Genomic DNA, 14,238 nt, shown 5'->3' with positions numbered 1-14,238 from the left:
GCCGGTGGGAGGATGGAGCGCGTGCCTTCCGTCCTGCCCGCCGGTGACCCGGTGCCCGAGGACGGCGCCCTGCCGGAGGAGTCGCTGGCGCGGCTGGGGGAGCGGCCGTTCGGGTTCTACGTGCACGTGCCGTTCTGCACGGTGCGCTGCGGCTACTGCGACTTCAACACCTACACCGCCTCCGAGCTGGCGACCACCGGCGGCGCCACCGTCTCCCGCGGGTCCTACGCGGCCGCCGCGATCGAGGAGGTACGCCGCGCGCGGCGCGTGCTCGGCGACCGCGACCTCCCCGTGGAGACCGTCTTCCTCGGCGGCGGCACCCCCACGCTGCTGAGCCCGCAGGACCTCGGCTCGGTGCTGGCCGCGATCGATGAGGAGTTCGGCCTGGTGGCCGGCGCCGAGGTGACCACCGAGGCCAACCCCGACAGCGTCGACCTGGCCTACCTCGACGGGCTCCGGGCGGCCGGCTTCACCCGCGTCTCGATCGGCATGCAGTCCGCGGTGCCGCACGTGCTCGGCGTGCTCGACCGCACCCACGACCCGCTCCGGGTCCCCGCCGCCGTGGAGTGGGCCCGCGCCGCGGGGTTCGACCAGGTCAGCCTCGACCTCATCTACGGCACGCCGGGGGAGTCCCTCGAGGACTGGGCGGTCTCCCTGGACGCCGCGCTGGCCTGCGCGCCCGACCACGTGTCGGCGTACGCGCTCATCGTCGAGGAGGGGACCGCCCTGGCCCGCCGGGTGCGGCGCGGCGAGGTGCCGATGCCCGACGACGACGACCTGGCCGACAAGTACCTCCTGGCCGACGAGCAGATGGCCGCGGCCGGGCTCGGCTGGTACGAGGTGTCGAACTGGAGCCGCGACCGGGCCTCGCGGTGCCGGCACAACGAGCTCTACTGGACCGGCGCGGACTGGTGGGGCGTCGGCCCCGGCGCGCACTCCCACGTCGGCGGGACGCGCTGGTGGAACGTCAAGCACCCCGCGGCGTACGCCGACCGGCTGGCCGCCGGGCGCAGCCCCGCCCACGCCCGCGAGGTGCTCACCGCCGAGGACCAGCGGGTCGAGCGGGTGCTGCTGGAGCTGCGGCTCGCCGACGGGCTCGACCGCGCCGTGCTCGACGAGGCCGGGAACGCAGCAGTCCCCGGCCTGGTGGACCGGGGACTGCTGGTGGTGCGGGGCGACCGGCTGGTGCTCACCCGCGAGGGCCGGCTGCTCGCCGACGCCGTGGTGCGCGACCTGCTCAGCTGACCATCCGGATGGTCAGCGGGTAGCGGTAGAGCTCGCCGTTGGCGGCCTTCACCGACCCGATGATCGTGAGGACCAGCCACAGCACGCCGACGATCGGCAACAGGATGAACCCGATCAGGACGAACATCAGCACGAACGCGACGATCCCGTAGATGAGGATCGAGAGCTGGAAGTTCAGCGACTCCACGGCCTGCGCGCGGACGTAGGCCGACTGGTTGCCCTTGACCAGCATCACCAGCAGCGGGCCGAGGAACGCCATGGCGACGAACGCGCCGATCAGCGCCGACCAGTGTGCGGCGCCGCCCCAGGTGCGCTCGTCGGGGTTCATCGGGCCGCCGCCCTGGTAGGGCTGCTGGCTGTAGGGCTGCTGGCTGTAGGGCTGCTGGTACGGCTGCTGTCCGTAGGGCTGTTGCCCGTACGGCTGCTGGCCGTACGGCTGGTTCCCGGAGGGCTGGCCCTGCGGGTCGGACGGCGGGGGGCCGTAGGGGTCGCTCACGGGTGCTCCTCGGTGACGAAGTCGATCAACTCCTCGACCCTACCGAGAAGCGCCGGCTCGCAGTCGTTGAAGGAGTGCACCTTGCCCAGGATGTGCTTCCACGCGCGGGCGATGTCGGCCTGGTCGCGGTGCGGCCAGCCCAGCTGCTGGCACACGCCCTTCTTCCACTCGATGTGGCGCGGGACGTCCGGCCAGGCCTGGAGCCCGAGGCGGTCGGGCTTGACCGCCGCCCAGATGTCGATGAACGGGTGCCCGACGATCAGCACGTGCTTGCCGACCGGCGAGCGGCGGACGGCATCGGCGATCCGGCTCTCCTTGGAACCCTTGACCAGGTGGTCGACCAGGACGCCGACGCGGCGGTTCGGGCCCGGGCGGAAGTCGCGCAGCTGCTCGCCGAGGTCGTCGACGCCGTCGAGGTACTCCACGACGACGCCCTCGATGCGCAGGTCGTCGCCCCACACCTTCTCCACGAGCTCGGCGTCGTGGCGGCCCTCGACGAAGATCCGGCTGGCCCGGGCGACCCGGGCCTTCGCGTCGTGCACCGCGATCGAGCCGGACGCGGTCCGGGTGGGCTTGGCCGGCGCGGCCTGCCGGACCGGCGCGACCAGGATGACCGGGCGGCCCTCGAGGAGGAAGCCGGCGCCGAGCGGGAAGGTGCGCCGCCGGTTGCGGCGGTCCTCCAGGGTGACGGTGTGCAGGTCGCGGTCGACGGCGACGATCTCGCCGACCCAGTCGGTGGTGACCTCCTCGACCACGGCGCCGAGGTCGGCGGGCGCCTCGACGGCACGGCCGCGCTTGGGCGCGCGCCAGTCGGTGGAGAGGACGTCGGATCCGTAGCGATCGGTCACGCCTCCGACGCTAGGCCGGGGCGCCGACGGTGCGCCGTACGCCGCGCCGGTCAGTCGTCCTGTGACGTGCTCGACCCGTCCTGCTCGTCCTGCTGGTCCTGCTGGTCCTGGTCGGCGTGCTTGCCCTCCTCGAGCAGGTCGCCGGCGGTCTCGCCGGGCTCGAGGCCCTCCGCGAGCGGGTTGTCCTCGCCTGGCTGGAGGTCGTCGGGCAGCTGGTCGTCGCCGATGCCGGTCGCGTCCTGGCCGGCGTCCTCGGGGGTGGGCTCGCTCATGGCGGGTCCGTACCCGCTTCAGATCAGCGGCAAGCGCCGCTGGCTGCCCGGCAGGTGGGCGTAGGCGCGGGCGACGGCGGTGGCCAGGTGCTCGCGCGGCCAGGGCCACTCCGCGGCGTCGAGCGCGTCGGCGAGCGGCACGCCGCGCGAGGCCAGGTCGCGGGCGGTCTCGGCGACGATGCCGATCTGGTTGCGCTGCTCCTCGACGGCCTCGCGGTCCACGACCGGCCCGTGGCCCGGGACGACGACCGAGGCGGAGGTGGTCAGCCCGAGCACGATGTCGAGGCTGAGCGGCCACTCCATCGGCCAGGAGTCCTCCCCGAACGACGGCGGGGCCGAGGACTCGACCAGGTCGCCGGCCACCAGCACGTCGGCGTCGGGCACCCGCAGGACCAGGTCGCCGGCGGTGTGCCCGCGCCCGGGGTGGACCAGCTCGAGGGCGCGGTCGCCGAGGTCGAGCACGCGGGCGGAGGAGAAGGTCTGGTCGGGCACCACCACCGTGGTCGCGAGGACGTCGTCGCGGTGCGGGTCGGCCGGGTCGGCGGCGTACCGCTCCTGGACGGCGGCGGCGCCCCGCTCGAGCTCGGCGACGGCCTCCTCGTGGGCGTGGATCGGCAGGTCGGCGCGGAGCTCGCGGAAGGCCTGGTTGCCGAAGGTGTGGTCGAAGTGCCAGTGGGTGTTGACGACGGCGACGACCTCGCCGGCGCCGAGGGCGCGTACGTCGTCGGCGAGCGCGCGCCCGGCCGCGGCCGAGCCGTGGGTGTCGACGACGACCAGCCCGCGCTCGCCCCCGACGACGGTCGTGGTCACGTCGAACCAGGGGCGGCGGGTCACCCAGACCCGGTCGGCGATCTCGGTGAAGGTCACCCGGCGAGCCTAGGCGGCTCCCCTCGCGTCGAGGTCAGCACATGCCGTGGTGCAGCTGGCGGCGCAGCAGGTCGCCGAGCTCGGCGGTCGTGCGGGCCGCCCGGGGGAAGTGCAGGACGGTGCGGTCGGCGCCGTGCGGGCCGACCCACTGCACCTCGACGCGGTCGGTGCGCAGGTCGGCGAGGCCCACGCCGACGACGTCGTCCATCGGGGCCCCGGTGGCGGTGGAGACGGCCCGGCGCAGCTCGTCCTGGTGGTGGCTGTTGGCGTGCTCGACCGAGCGCTGGAGGTAGCCGCGGTTGAGCTGGTGCTCGGGGGCGCGGAACGCCGCGACATCGACGTGCACCGGCTGCTCGGCTGGGATGCCCGCGCGGGTCGTGCGGCCCAGGGCGACGAGGTCGGGCTCGAGCGCGACGACCTCGCGGGGGTCCCCGCAGCACTCGCAGACCTCCCGACCGCGGACGACCAGCCGGCCGGCGAGGGCGAGCGTCGCCGTGCGGTCGGCGGAGCCGCGGGGGCCGAGACCGCTGTGGAGGGTGAGCAGCGCCCGCAGGCCGTCGGCGGCGGCGACGGCCAGCTCGGAGCCGAGCGGCGTCGAGAACGTCGGCTCGCCTCCGCAGTCCCGCATGCCGGTGCCGGCCGCTTCCTCGCCCTCGAGCACGCCAGGGACGCCGTCGACCGCCAGGTGGACACCCGCGGGGCAGGAGAGGATGCTGCGTGCCGCGGCCGCGAGCCGGGTCGGGTCGTGGCGGACGCTGCTGCTCGGGACGACGGTCATACGGTGCTCCCTCGGTGCGACTTAGGTGAGCCTAACCTATGCACGAGGTGGGCGCTGGGGCCAGGACCGCGTCTCGATCGCCGAGATCGCGGCACCCGCGCCGCCGCGCGCTACAGTTGGCACTCAGCCGTGACGAGTGCCAGATCGAATCCGAGATGGGGTGGAGGCGACGTGCAGGAGGACCGCAGGCTCGCCGTGCTGCGGGCCATCGTCGAGGACTACGTGGCGACCGAGGAGCCGGTGGGCTCCAAGGCCCTGGTCGAGCGGCACGCGCTGGGCGTCTCGCCCGCGACGGTGCGCAACGACATGGCCGTGCTGGAGGACGAGGGCTACATCACCCAGCCCCACACCAGCGCCGGGCGGGTCCCCACCGACAAGGGCTACCGGCTCTTCGTCGACCGGCTGAGCACGGTCAAGCCGATGTCGCCGGCCGAGAAGCGCGCGATCTCCTCCTTCCTCGACGGCGCCGTCGACCTCGACGACGTGGTCACCCGGTCGGTCCGGCTGCTCTCGCAGCTGACCCGCCAGGTCGCCGTCGTGCAGTACCCCACGCTCTCCCGCTCGACGGTGCGCCACGTCGAGCTGGTCGCGCTCGCCCCGACCAAGCTGCTGGTCGTGCTCATCCTCAGCACCGGCCGGGTCGAGCAGCGCCTCGTCGAGCTCCCCGCGGAGCTGGCCGAGGACGCGCTGGCCGATCTCCGCTCGCGGGTCAACCGGGCGGCCACCGGCGAGGTCATCGCCGACGCCGTACGACGCCTGCGCGAGGCGGTGCCCGAGGCCACCGGCCCCGGGCCGGACCAGGACGCCGGCGTCACCCGCGCGGTCGTCGAGACGCTCGCCGACGCGATGGAGGACCACCGCTCCGATGCGCGGATCGCGGTCGGCGGGGCCGCCAACCTCGCGCGCTACGGCGACTCCTTCGACTCCGCCGTACGTCCGCTGCTCGAGGCGCTCGAGGAGCACGTCGTGCTGCTCAAGCTCCTCGGCGAGGCGACCGAGGGAGGCGCGGTCACGGTGCGCATCGGCGCCGAGGGCCCCTACGAGCAGCTCGCCTCCACCAGCGTCGTCGCCACCGGGTACGGCCCGCGCGACGAGGCGCTGGCCACGTTGGGCATCGTCGGCCCCACGCGGATGGACTACCCCGGGACGATGTCGGCGGTGCGAGCCGTCGCCCGCTACGTCTCCCGGATCCTCGACGAGGGCTGACGGTGCCCTCGCCCCGACGTACCCCGCACATCCCCGATCTCCAGAAGGAACACAGGTGAGCCAGGACCTCTACGAGCTGCTCGGAGTCGACCGCGACGCGGACGACACCGCGATCAAGAAGGCCTACCGCCGGCTCGCGAGGCAGTACCACCCGGACGTCAACCCCGAGCCGGAGGCGCAGGAGCGGTTCAAGGAGGTCTCCCGCGCCTACGAGGTGCTCTCGGACCCGCAGAAGCGGGCGGCGTACGACCGGGGCGGCGACCCGTTCGGCGGGGCGGCCGGCGGCTTCGGCCAGGGCCCGGGCTTCTCCTTCACCGACATCATGGACGCCTTCTTCGGCGGCCAGCCCGGTGCGGCCGGGGGCGGCCGCGGTCCGCGACCGCGCGTGCGCCGCGGGCAGGACGCGCTGATCCGGCTGGAGGTCAGCCTCGCCGAGGCGGCGTTCGGCGTCACCCGCGAGCTCAAGGTCGACACGGCCGTGCTGTGCACGGCCTGCCACGGCGACGGCGCCGCCCCGGGCAGCCAGCCGGTGCCGTGCGAGACCTGCCGCGGCCAGGGCGAGGTCGCCCACGTGCAGCGCTCGTTCCTCGGTGAGATCCGCACGCTGCGCCCGTGCGCGGCGTGCCGCGGCTTCGGCACGATCATCCCCGAGCCGTGCCGCGAGTGCTCCGGCGACGGCCGCGTGCGCTCCCGCCGCACCCTGACTGTCAAGATCCCCGCCGGCGTCGACACCGGCACCCGCGTCCAGCTCGCCGAGCAGGGCGAGGTCGGGCCCGGCGGCGGCCCCGCGGGCGACCTCTACGTCGAGATCCAGGTCGCCGCGCACCCCGTCTTCACCCGCCACGGCAACGACCTGCACTGCACGGTCACCGTCCCGATGACCGCCGCCGCGCTCGGCACCTCGCTGACGCTGCCGACGCTCGAGGCCGACGTCGAGCAGGGCGCCGACTCCGGCGTGGAGACCGAGTTCGAGCTCGAGATCCCCGCCGGCACCCAGTCCGGCACCGAGCAGGTGCTCCGCGGCCGGGGCGTGCCCGGGCTCCGCGGCGGCCGCGGCGACCTGGTCGTCTCCGTCGCCGTCGAGACCCCGCAGCGCCTCGACCCCCGCCAGGAGGAGCTGCTGCGCGAGCTGGCCGCGATCCGCGGCGAGGAGACCCCGTCGGGGCAGGTCAAGCCCGGCTCGAAGTCGTTCTTCGGCCGGCTCCGCGACGCCTTCGACGGCCACTGATGTCGCTGCCGGTCCACCTCGTCCCGACGCTGGAGGGCGCCGGGGTCGGGTCGACCGTGACCGTCGAGGGAGACGAGGCGCACCACGCCGTCGCCGTCCGCCGGCTGCGGGTGGGGGAGAGCGTCGTCCTCACCGACGGGGCCGGCACCTCGGTCACCGCCGAGGTGACCTCGACCGGCAAGCGGGTCTTCGAGGCGTCCCTCGCCGACGTACGCCGGGTGGCGGCGCCGACGCCGGCCGTGATCGTGGTCCAGGCGCTCCCGAAGGGCGACCGCGGCGAGCTCGCCGTGGAGGTGCTCACCGAGGTGGGCGTCGCGCGCGTCGTGCCCTGGGCGGCGTCCCGCTCGGTCGCGGTCTGGAAGGGCGAGCGGGCCGCGAAGTCGCTGGCCAAGTGGCGCTCCACCGCCCGGGAGGCCGCCAAGCAGGCCCGCCGCTCGTGGTTCCCCGAGGTCTCCGATCTCGCCTCGACCGCCGACGTCGTCGCGCTGCTGGAGTCCGCGACGCTCGGCGTGGTCCTGCACGAGGAGGCGTCGCTGCCGCTGGCCGCGCTCGAGGTGCCGGTCGAGGGCCCGGTGGTCGTCGTGGTCGGGCCGGAGGGCGGCCTGACCGAGGAGGAGGTCGCGGCGTTCACCGTCGCCGGCGCCTCCTCGGTGCGGCTGGGCGCGGAGGTGCTGCGTACGTCGACCGCGGGTGTCGCCGCCGTCGCCGCGCTGCTCTCGCGGACCTCCCGCTGGGGCTGAGCGCGGCCTCCTAGTCGGAGCCCGCCGCGCCGGCTACTCGACGGTGATGGTCTTGCTGTCCTCCATCGGGCCGCCGCCCTCGCCGCCGGAGGGGTCATCGGTGCGGGCGATGAAGGTGTAGGTGCCCGGCGCCAGGTCGGAGACGTCGACCTCGCTGGCCCACGGGTAGAGCTTGTCCATCCAGCCCTCGGCGGTCGCGTAGCCGTCGAGCACGACCTTCCCGCCGCTGTCGCGCACCTGCCACGGCACGTTCGCCTCGAAGGAGGAGGCGACGCCGCCGGCGGTGAAGGTGCCCGAGACGGTCGCGCCCTCCTCGGGGCCGCTGATGCTCACCAGGGCGAGCACCTCCAGCGGGGAGGCCTGGGCCAGGTCGCCCTCGAGGCCGAAGAGCGGCACCGGCGTGCCCTCGCCGTCGACGACGCGCACCGGCAGGCGCTCCTGGGCGACGCCCTGGAGGGTGTAGACGAGCTGCTGGGCGGCGAGCCGGGCGCCGTTCGCCGAGAGGCCGCCGCGCGTGGCCCAGCCGTCGTCGGCGACCTCCGCGACGATCGCGTCGCCCTCCTGCCGGACGTCGGCGAAGGACCCGTCCGGCCACAGCGAGCGGTAGTCGGGGTCGAGCACGTCGCCGCCGGTCACCAGCGCGGCGGCCGCGACGTACGGGTCACCGCTCACGCGGCGGAACTCGCGGTAGAGCCGCGCCCCCTGCGGGGTGTCGCCGACGAAGTAGGCCGGCACGGTGGTCTCCGCGTCGCCCTCCGAGGGGGCGGGGTTCGTCGGCTCGGCGGTGGGCTCGTCGGTCGCGTCGGTCGCGTCGGTCGGGGGGGAGGCGCTCGGCGAGGTCGTGCTGCCCGCGGGGGTGGGGTCCTCGGCTGAGCCGTCCTCGCCGCACGCGGTGAGCGCGAGGCCGAGGGTCGAGGCAGTCAGCAGGGCGGTGATCCGCAAGCGAGCATCCATGGGGCCATCCTCTCGGGTCCGGGCACCGATGCCGGTGAGACGCGCGCGGGGCAGCGCTAGGTTGCGTGCATGAGTGATGCGGACTGCCTTTTCTGCAAGATCGTCGCCGAGGAGGTGCCGGCCGAGGTCGTGCACGTCACCGAGCGGACCGTCGCGTTCCGGGACATCAACCCCCAGGCGCCGACGCACGTGCTCGTCGTGCCGCGCGACCACTACCCGAACGCCGCCGCGCTCGCCGCCGGCGACCCGGTCGCCTCCGCGGAGCTGGTCTCCGCCGCGGCGGCCATCGCCACGGCGGAGGGGCACGAGGACTACCGCCTCGTCTTCAACACCGGCGCCGGCGTCGGCCAGACCGTCTTCCACACCCACCTCCACCTGCTCGCCGGGCGGTCGATGACCTGGCCCCCGGGCTGAGGACCCGCAGGATCCGGTCCGAGGGCGGGCGTAGGCCTAGACCGAGCACCCGCGTCCTCCGGACGTACCGAAGTCCCTCCGGCATCTCGTCCTACGCGGGGCACCGGGTTCCTCTCGCGACTTCGGTACGTCCGCCGGTCGCGCACTACCGATAGCCGACGAGGGTCGGGGTGGCGGTGAGGACGCGTAGGCCGATGGCCTCGCCAGGGATGGTGACCGTGCCGTCGACGGGTTGCCAGGGTCCGCCGTCGACGCTGAACTCGGCGCTGTAGGTGGTGTCGACGCTCGGCGCCACCTGTCCTGCGGTGCGGTAGTCGTGGGTGACCTGGAGGTTCGGGTACGGCGCTCCGGGCTGGTCGGTGGTGGTGGTCGTGCCGTCGCCGAAGGCCCAGGTGTAGCGGGTGGGGTGGATGCGGAGCTCGACCTGTCGGCCGAGGAGGGTCACGGTGCGGGTGAGGTCGCCCTGCTCGGTGTAGAAGTTGGTCGCGAAGTTGACGAGTGTTCGGCCGTTGGGTGGCTGGACCTGGAGCTCGGCCGCCGGGAGCGGGATCCGCTGGAAGGCGGACGCCACCATGCCGGGGGTGAGCTGCGGCGCCGTTGCCGCAGGCTCAGTGCTCGGTGGTTCGCAGAACTCGAACGGATCGAGGCCCGTGCTAAGCGCGGCGCGAACGCATACTGCGTCAAGATCCGAGTCGCGCGGTGGGAGAGGCCCCGAGTGACCCGTGGCGGCCGATGCTGACGTCTGGTCCGCGTCGCACACCTCGTGCACCTGGACGGTGGCAACACCTTGGACAAGCACCACTTGTTCCACGAAGGTGCAGCCCGCCCGGGCCTCGACCTGCGTCAACAGCACGCTGGCACCGGCCGACAGCAGCAGCAGGAGGACGCGGATCACGAGAGGTAACCGATGAAGTCAACGAGCCAGCGGCCTCCACCGTGCCGTAGCCGGAAAGTCGCCATGTGATTCTCCGCGCCGTATTCGACGGGAGAGGCGCCCTCCGACGGGATGGTGCTGCCTGCTGCGTAGGTGAGTCCGACGGTCAAGTTCGCATGCGTATCTGTCTCGGACTGGACTTCGAGCCCGGCTATCTCCCAGCCCGGCGTCTGGAACCGGCCGCCGCTTCCGTAAACCGCTTCGATGGGTTCGACCAGGTCCTCGCAGGTGCTGCAGCTCGGTGAGCTCAGCGACTCGACGCCAGATGTGTCGCCATTCTGGAGAGCGCGGTTACGCGCTTCGACCCACGCCCGCACCGCATCTTCGGGGCTCTGAGCCACCGGCGTTGGCGAGGCGGCGGCCGGGGAGGTGGTGGCCGAGGCGGAGGGTTCGGGCGCGAAGGTCGGTTCGGGGTCGTCGCCGGTGCAGGCGGAGAGCGCGAGGGCGATGGTGAGCGTCAGGGCGCCGAGGGTGCGCAGTGACATGTGGTGGTCCTTCCCGAGACCCCGGCGCCCAGACCGAGGCGCCCGCTTCGGACGATAACCACGTCGTACTGCGTTCGGCCACCGTTGGATCAGCGGTTGTGGACAAGGCCCGCCCCAGCGGTCACGCCGGCCCCACCAGCGCCCATCAGCCCCACCAGACGGGGCTCAGAAGAGCTGCAGGACCCGCAGGGCGGCGAAGACGACGGGGAGCCCGAAGACGACGAGCATCACCCAGGCGGTGATCCGGTGCCGCCGCTTGGTGGGGTCGAGCCGGCTGGCGAAGTCGAGGAGGGCGCCGTCGGGGACGTGGGCGGTGAGGCCCATCCGGTGGGCGTCGGGCGGCAGGTGCAGGCCCGCCTCCCAGGACGGCGGGGTGTCGTCGTCGTGGTCGTCGGGGTCCTCGACCGGGTCATGCGGGTCATACGGGTCACGCGGGTCACCGGGAACACTCGGCACGCTCTCGACGCTACGCCCGTGCCGGGCAACTCGCTGGGGCGCGAGCGCGCCCTCCCGTAGCATGGCCAGGCACCCACCGTCGACGAAAGGCCGCCCGACCGGGCATCCATGACTGACAGCCAGACCCACGCCACGCGGCACACCGTCGTGGTCCCGAACAGCATCAACATGGTGAGCCTCCTGGGGCCCGGGGACGAGCACCTCGGCCTCATCGAGCAGGCCTTCGACGCTGACGTCCACGTCCGCGGCAACCGGATCACGCTGTACGGCGAGCCGGGCGAGGTCGCCCTCGCCGAGCGGCTGCTCGATGAGCTGGTGACGATCATCCGCACCGGCCAGGGCGTGACCGGGGAGACCGTCGAGCGCGTGCTCGCGATGCTGCGTGCCGAGACCACCGAGCGCCCCGCCGACGTGCTGAGCCTCAACATCCTCAGCAACCGCGGCCGCTCGATCCGCCCCAAGACGCTGAACCAGAAGCGCTACGTCGACTCCATCGACAAGCACACGGTCACCTTCGGCATCGGCCCCGCGGGCACGGGCAAGACGTACCTCGCGATGGCCAAGGCCGTCCAGGCGCTGCAGAGCAAGAACGTCAACCGGATCATCCTCACCCGCCCGGCCGTCGAAGCCGGCGAGCACCTCGGCTTCCTGCCGGGCACGCTGAGCGAGAAGATCGACCCCTACCTGCGCCCGCTCTACGACGCGCTGCACGACATGATCGACCCCGAGTCGATCCCGAAGCTGATGGCGGCCGGGACGATCGAGGTGGCGCCGCTGGCGTACATGCGCGGTCGCACGCTCAACGACTCCTTCATCATCCTCGACGAGGCGCAGAACACCACGCCCGAGCAGATGAAGATGTTCCTGACCCGGCTCGGCTTCGGCTCGAAGATCGTGGTCACCGGCGACATCACCCAGACCGACCTGCCCGGCGGGGTCAAGTCGGGCCTGCGGATCGTCGAGGGGATCCTCGACGGCGTGGAGGACATCTCGTTCAACCGGCTCACCAGCCACGACGTCGTGCGGCACCGCCTGGTCGGCAAGATCGTGGCGGCGTACGACGAGTTCGACGCCGAGCGCGAGCGGATCGTCGAGCAGCGCGCGGCCAAGGACGCGGGCCGATGAGCATCGAGGTCCTCGACGAGTCCGGCCACGGGCTCGACGTCCGGTGGCTGGCCGACCTCAGCCGGTTCGTGATGGACCGGATGCGGGTCCACCCGATGGCCGAGCTGTGCATCAAGGCCGTCGACGAGGCGACCATCGCCGAGCTCAACGAGCAGTGGATGGAGAAGGAGGGGCCGACCGACGTCCTCGCCTTCCCGATGGACGAGCTGCGCCCCGGCCTGGTCGACGAGGAGCCCGAGGAGGGCGTGCTCGGTGACCTGGTGCTGTGCCCGGACATCGCCGAGAAGCAGGGCGAGGCCGCCGGCCACGGCAAGGACGCGGAGATCGAGCTGCTGACGGTCCACGGGATCCTGCACCTGCTCGGCTACGACCACGCCGAGCCCGAGGAGCACAAGGAGATGTTCGGTCTCCAGGACGAGCTGCTGAAGGAGTGGCGCTCCCGGTGACCGCCGGAGACGTCGGGCTGCTGGTCACAGCAGCCGGGCTCGTCGTCCTCGCAGGGCTCTTCAGTGCCGTCGACGCGGGCATCAGCGCCTTCTCGCGCGCCCGCGCCGAGGAGCTGGTCGGGGAGGAGCGCGCCGGCGCGAAGAAGCTGGTCGCGCTGCTCGACGACCCGGTCCGCTACCTCAACACCGCGCTGTTCCTCCGCATGCTGTGCGAGGTCGCCGCGATCGTCCTGGTCGCCCTGCACGTCGACGAGGTCCTCGATGGCGCCTGGTGGGCCAGCGTGCTGCTCACGATCGCCATCATGTTGGTGGTCAGCTTCGTGGTCATCGGCGTCGCGCCGCGCACCCTGGGCCGCCAGCACTCCGAGACCGTCGCGCTGTTCTCCGCCGGCCCGCTGATGGCGCTGTCCCGCGTGCTCGGCCCGCTGCCGCGGCTGCTCATCGTCGTCGGCAACGCCCTGACGCCGGGCAAGGGCTTCCGCGAGGGCCCGTTCTCCACCGAGACCGAGCTGCGCGAGCTGGTCGACCTCGCCGAGGCCTCGGCGGTCATCGAGTCCGGTGAGCGCCGGATGATCCACTCGGTCTTCGAGCTCGGCGACACCTCCGCCCGCGAGGTGATGGTCCCGCGCAACGACGTGGTCTACGTCGAGCGCCACAAGAACCTGCGCCAGACGATGTCGCTGTTCCTGCGCTCGGGCTTCTCCCGCGTGCCGGTCATCGAGGACAACCTCGACACGATCGTCGGCTTCGCCTACCTCAAGGACGTGGTGCGCCGCGACTTCGAGGCGCCCGAGGTCGAGCTGACCCAGCGCATCGACGAGGTCATGCGCCCGGCGACGTACGTCCCGGAGTCCAAGCCGGTCGACGCGCTGCTCTCGGAGATGCAGGCCAACCGCCAGCACATCGCGGTCGTCGTCGACGAGTACGGCGGCACCGCCGGCATCATCACCATCGAGGACCTCCTCGAGGAGATCGTCGGCGAGATCACCGACGAGTACGACGAGGAGCAGGTCGAGAGCGAGGAGCTGCCCGACGGCCAGGGCTGGCGGGTCTCCTCGCGCTACCCGGTCGACGACCTCGACGAGCTGTTCGGCTTCGACGTCGAGGAGGAGGACGTCGACAGCGTCGGCGGCCTGATGGCCAAGCACCTCGGCCGGGTCCCGATCCCGGGCTCGGTCGTGGTGGCGCACGGCCTGCGCTTCGAGGCCGAGGGCCCCGCCGGCCGCCGCAACAAGGTCGCCACCGTCCGGATCGTCCCGGTCGGCGAGGAGTCCGACGAGAGCACCCAGGAGGACGAGTGACCGACCACGAGACCAGCAGCGAGACCAGCAGCGAGACCAGCGCGGAGGACCGCAAGCTGGTGACCCTCGCCCGGGCGACCCGCGCCCGCACGCGGACGGCCGAGGGCGCGGCGGTCCGCGACGCCGACGGGCGGACGTACGCCGCCGCGACGGTCGACCTGCCCTCGCTGCAGGTCTCCGCGCTCGGCGTGTGCGTCGCGATGGCCGTGGCCTCGGGCGCGACCGGCCTCGAGGCGGCCGTGGTGCTGACCGAGGCCGACGCGCTCGCCGCGACCGACCTGGGCGCCCTGCGCGACCTCGGCGGCGCCGGCGTCGTGGTCCACCGCGGCGACCCGCGCGGCACCCTGGTGGAGACCACCACCACCTGAGCCCCGCCCGGGGGACCGGGCGGGAACGGGCGAGAAGCGGGCCGAGGCCGGCCGGCCCGGGCCGAAGGTCAAGCG

General features: G+C 73.2%; 18 protein-coding genes. 9 read left to right on the top strand and 9 right to left on the bottom strand.

Annotated elements, in window-relative coordinates:
- The first annotated feature begins 21 nt into the window (after positions 1 to 21).
- Positions 22 to 1,245, top strand: coding sequence for a radical SAM family heme chaperone HemW (gene hemW / locus HPC71_RS14490; protein WP_171896844.1), 1,224 nt, complete (start codon positions 22 to 24; stop codon positions 1,243 to 1,245).
- On the opposite strand, the gene HPC71_RS14485 is transcribed toward hemW, so the two are convergent.
- Genes HPC71_RS14485 through HPC71_RS14465 form a run of 5 tightly spaced genes read right to left on the bottom strand, consistent with a single transcriptional unit; the run spans position 1,238 to position 4,506 of the window.
- A complete protein-coding gene (locus HPC71_RS14485) occupies positions 1,238 to 1,741 on the bottom strand; it encodes a DUF4870 domain-containing protein (RefSeq protein WP_253943721.1) in 504 nt (167 codons plus the stop codon). The two genes, hemW and HPC71_RS14485, sit on opposite strands and share 8 nt — an antisense overlap.
- Positions 1,738 to 2,589, bottom strand: coding sequence for a DUF3097 domain-containing protein (locus tag HPC71_RS14480; protein WP_171896843.1), 852 nt, complete (start codon positions 2,587 to 2,589; stop codon positions 1,738 to 1,740). Before HPC71_RS14480 ends, HPC71_RS14485 begins: the two co-directional genes overlap by 4 nt.
- A gap of 50 nt (positions 2,590 to 2,639) precedes the next feature.
- Positions 2,640 to 2,861, bottom strand: a complete 222-nt coding sequence (locus HPC71_RS14475; protein WP_171896842.1) for a hypothetical protein — start codon at positions 2,859 to 2,861, stop codon at positions 2,640 to 2,642.
- Between the two features lie 18 nt (positions 2,862 to 2,879).
- The gene (locus HPC71_RS14470) at positions 2,880 to 3,728 is read right to left on the bottom strand and encodes an MBL fold metallo-hydrolase (protein ID WP_171896841.1); all 849 of its coding nucleotides are present in this window, start codon (positions 3,726 to 3,728) and stop codon (positions 2,880 to 2,882) included.
- A 34-nt stretch (positions 3,729 to 3,762) separates the two neighbouring features.
- Positions 3,763 to 4,506, bottom strand: a complete 744-nt coding sequence (locus HPC71_RS14465) for a hypothetical protein (protein ID WP_154617005.1) — start codon at positions 4,504 to 4,506, stop codon at positions 3,763 to 3,765.
- 171 nt (positions 4,507 to 4,677) lie between these two features.
- Here HPC71_RS14465 and hrcA point away from each other — a divergent pair, with 171 nt between their 5' ends.
- The 3 genes from hrcA to HPC71_RS14450 are packed head-to-tail and all read left to right on the top strand — an operon-like array spanning position 4,678 to position 7,680.
- Positions 4,678 to 5,712, top strand: coding sequence for a heat-inducible transcriptional repressor HrcA (gene hrcA / locus HPC71_RS14460; protein WP_171896840.1), 1,035 nt, complete (start codon positions 4,678 to 4,680; stop codon positions 5,710 to 5,712).
- Positions 5,713 to 5,767: 55 nt separating this feature from the next.
- Positions 5,768 to 6,940 carry a molecular chaperone DnaJ gene (gene dnaJ / locus HPC71_RS14455; protein ID WP_171896839.1) on the top strand — a complete coding sequence of 391 codons (1,173 nt, stop codon included), beginning with the start codon at positions 5,768 to 5,770 and terminating at the stop codon, positions 6,938 to 6,940.
- Positions 6,940 to 7,680 (top strand): 16S rRNA (uracil(1498)-N(3))-methyltransferase, encoded by a 741-nt coding sequence (locus HPC71_RS14450; protein WP_154617004.1) that lies wholly within the window; start codon positions 6,940 to 6,942, stop codon positions 7,678 to 7,680. The genes dnaJ and HPC71_RS14450 overlap by 1 nt, the downstream gene beginning before the upstream one ends.
- A gap of 33 nt (positions 7,681 to 7,713) precedes the next feature.
- Here the strand turns inward: HPC71_RS14450 and HPC71_RS14445 are convergent, their stop codons facing one another.
- Positions 7,714 to 8,634, bottom strand: coding sequence for a Gmad2 immunoglobulin-like domain-containing protein (locus HPC71_RS14445; RefSeq protein WP_154617002.1), 921 nt, complete (start codon positions 8,632 to 8,634; stop codon positions 7,714 to 7,716).
- A gap of 69 nt (positions 8,635 to 8,703) precedes the next feature.
- Between HPC71_RS14445 and HPC71_RS14440 the strand changes: the two genes are divergently transcribed.
- The gene (locus HPC71_RS14440) at positions 8,704 to 9,048 is read left to right on the top strand and encodes an HIT domain-containing protein (protein WP_154617000.1); all 345 of its coding nucleotides are present in this window, start codon (positions 8,704 to 8,706) and stop codon (positions 9,046 to 9,048) included.
- Positions 9,049 to 9,193: 145 nt separating this feature from the next.
- Here HPC71_RS14440 and HPC71_RS14435 read toward each other — a convergent pair whose 3' ends face one another.
- The 3 genes from HPC71_RS14435 to HPC71_RS14425 all read right to left on the bottom strand — a co-directional run bounded on the left by HPC71_RS14435 (position 9,194) and on the right by HPC71_RS14425 (position 10,923).
- Positions 9,194 to 9,943 (bottom strand): hypothetical protein, encoded by a 750-nt coding sequence (locus HPC71_RS14435; RefSeq protein ID WP_154616999.1) that lies wholly within the window; start codon positions 9,941 to 9,943, stop codon positions 9,194 to 9,196.
- Positions 9,940 to 10,467, bottom strand: coding sequence for a DUF6318 family protein (locus HPC71_RS14430; protein ID WP_154616997.1), 528 nt, complete (start codon positions 10,465 to 10,467; stop codon positions 9,940 to 9,942). The genes HPC71_RS14435 and HPC71_RS14430 overlap by 4 nt, the downstream gene beginning before the upstream one ends.
- A gap of 165 nt (positions 10,468 to 10,632) precedes the next feature.
- Entirely contained in the window at positions 10,633 to 10,923 is a 291-nt protein-coding gene (locus HPC71_RS14425) for a hypothetical protein (RefSeq protein ID WP_154616996.1), read from the bottom strand.
- Positions 10,924 to 11,031: 108 nt separating this feature from the next.
- Here HPC71_RS14425 and HPC71_RS14420 point away from each other — a divergent pair, with 108 nt between their 5' ends.
- The 4 genes from HPC71_RS14420 to HPC71_RS14405 are packed head-to-tail and all read left to right on the top strand — an operon-like array spanning position 11,032 to position 14,163.
- Positions 11,032 to 12,048: a PhoH family protein gene (locus tag HPC71_RS14420; protein ID WP_154616994.1), complete on the top strand. Its 1,017-nt coding sequence runs from the start codon at positions 11,032 to 11,034 to the stop codon at positions 12,046 to 12,048.
- Positions 12,045 to 12,494 carry an rRNA maturation RNase YbeY gene (gene ybeY, locus HPC71_RS14415; RefSeq protein WP_154616993.1) on the top strand — a complete coding sequence of 150 codons (450 nt, stop codon included), beginning with the start codon at positions 12,045 to 12,047 and terminating at the stop codon, positions 12,492 to 12,494. The genes HPC71_RS14420 and ybeY overlap by 4 nt, the downstream gene beginning before the upstream one ends.
- Positions 12,491 to 13,795 (top strand): hemolysin family protein, encoded by a 1,305-nt coding sequence (locus HPC71_RS14410; RefSeq protein ID WP_171896838.1) that lies wholly within the window; start codon positions 12,491 to 12,493, stop codon positions 13,793 to 13,795. The genes ybeY and HPC71_RS14410 overlap by 4 nt, the downstream gene beginning before the upstream one ends.
- On the top strand, positions 13,792 to 14,163 hold the full coding sequence (locus HPC71_RS14405; protein ID WP_171896837.1) for a cytidine deaminase: 372 nt from the start codon (positions 13,792 to 13,794) through the stop codon (positions 14,161 to 14,163). The genes HPC71_RS14410 and HPC71_RS14405 overlap by 4 nt, the downstream gene beginning before the upstream one ends.
- Positions 14,164 to 14,238 lie beyond the last annotated feature (75 nt).

This window comes from Nocardioides marmotae, from assembly GCF_013177455.1.
Lineage (GTDB): Bacteria > Actinomycetota > Actinomycetes > Propionibacteriales > Nocardioidaceae > Nocardioides > Nocardioides marmotae.
This window is presented reverse-complemented; position numbering and strand designations above follow the sequence as displayed.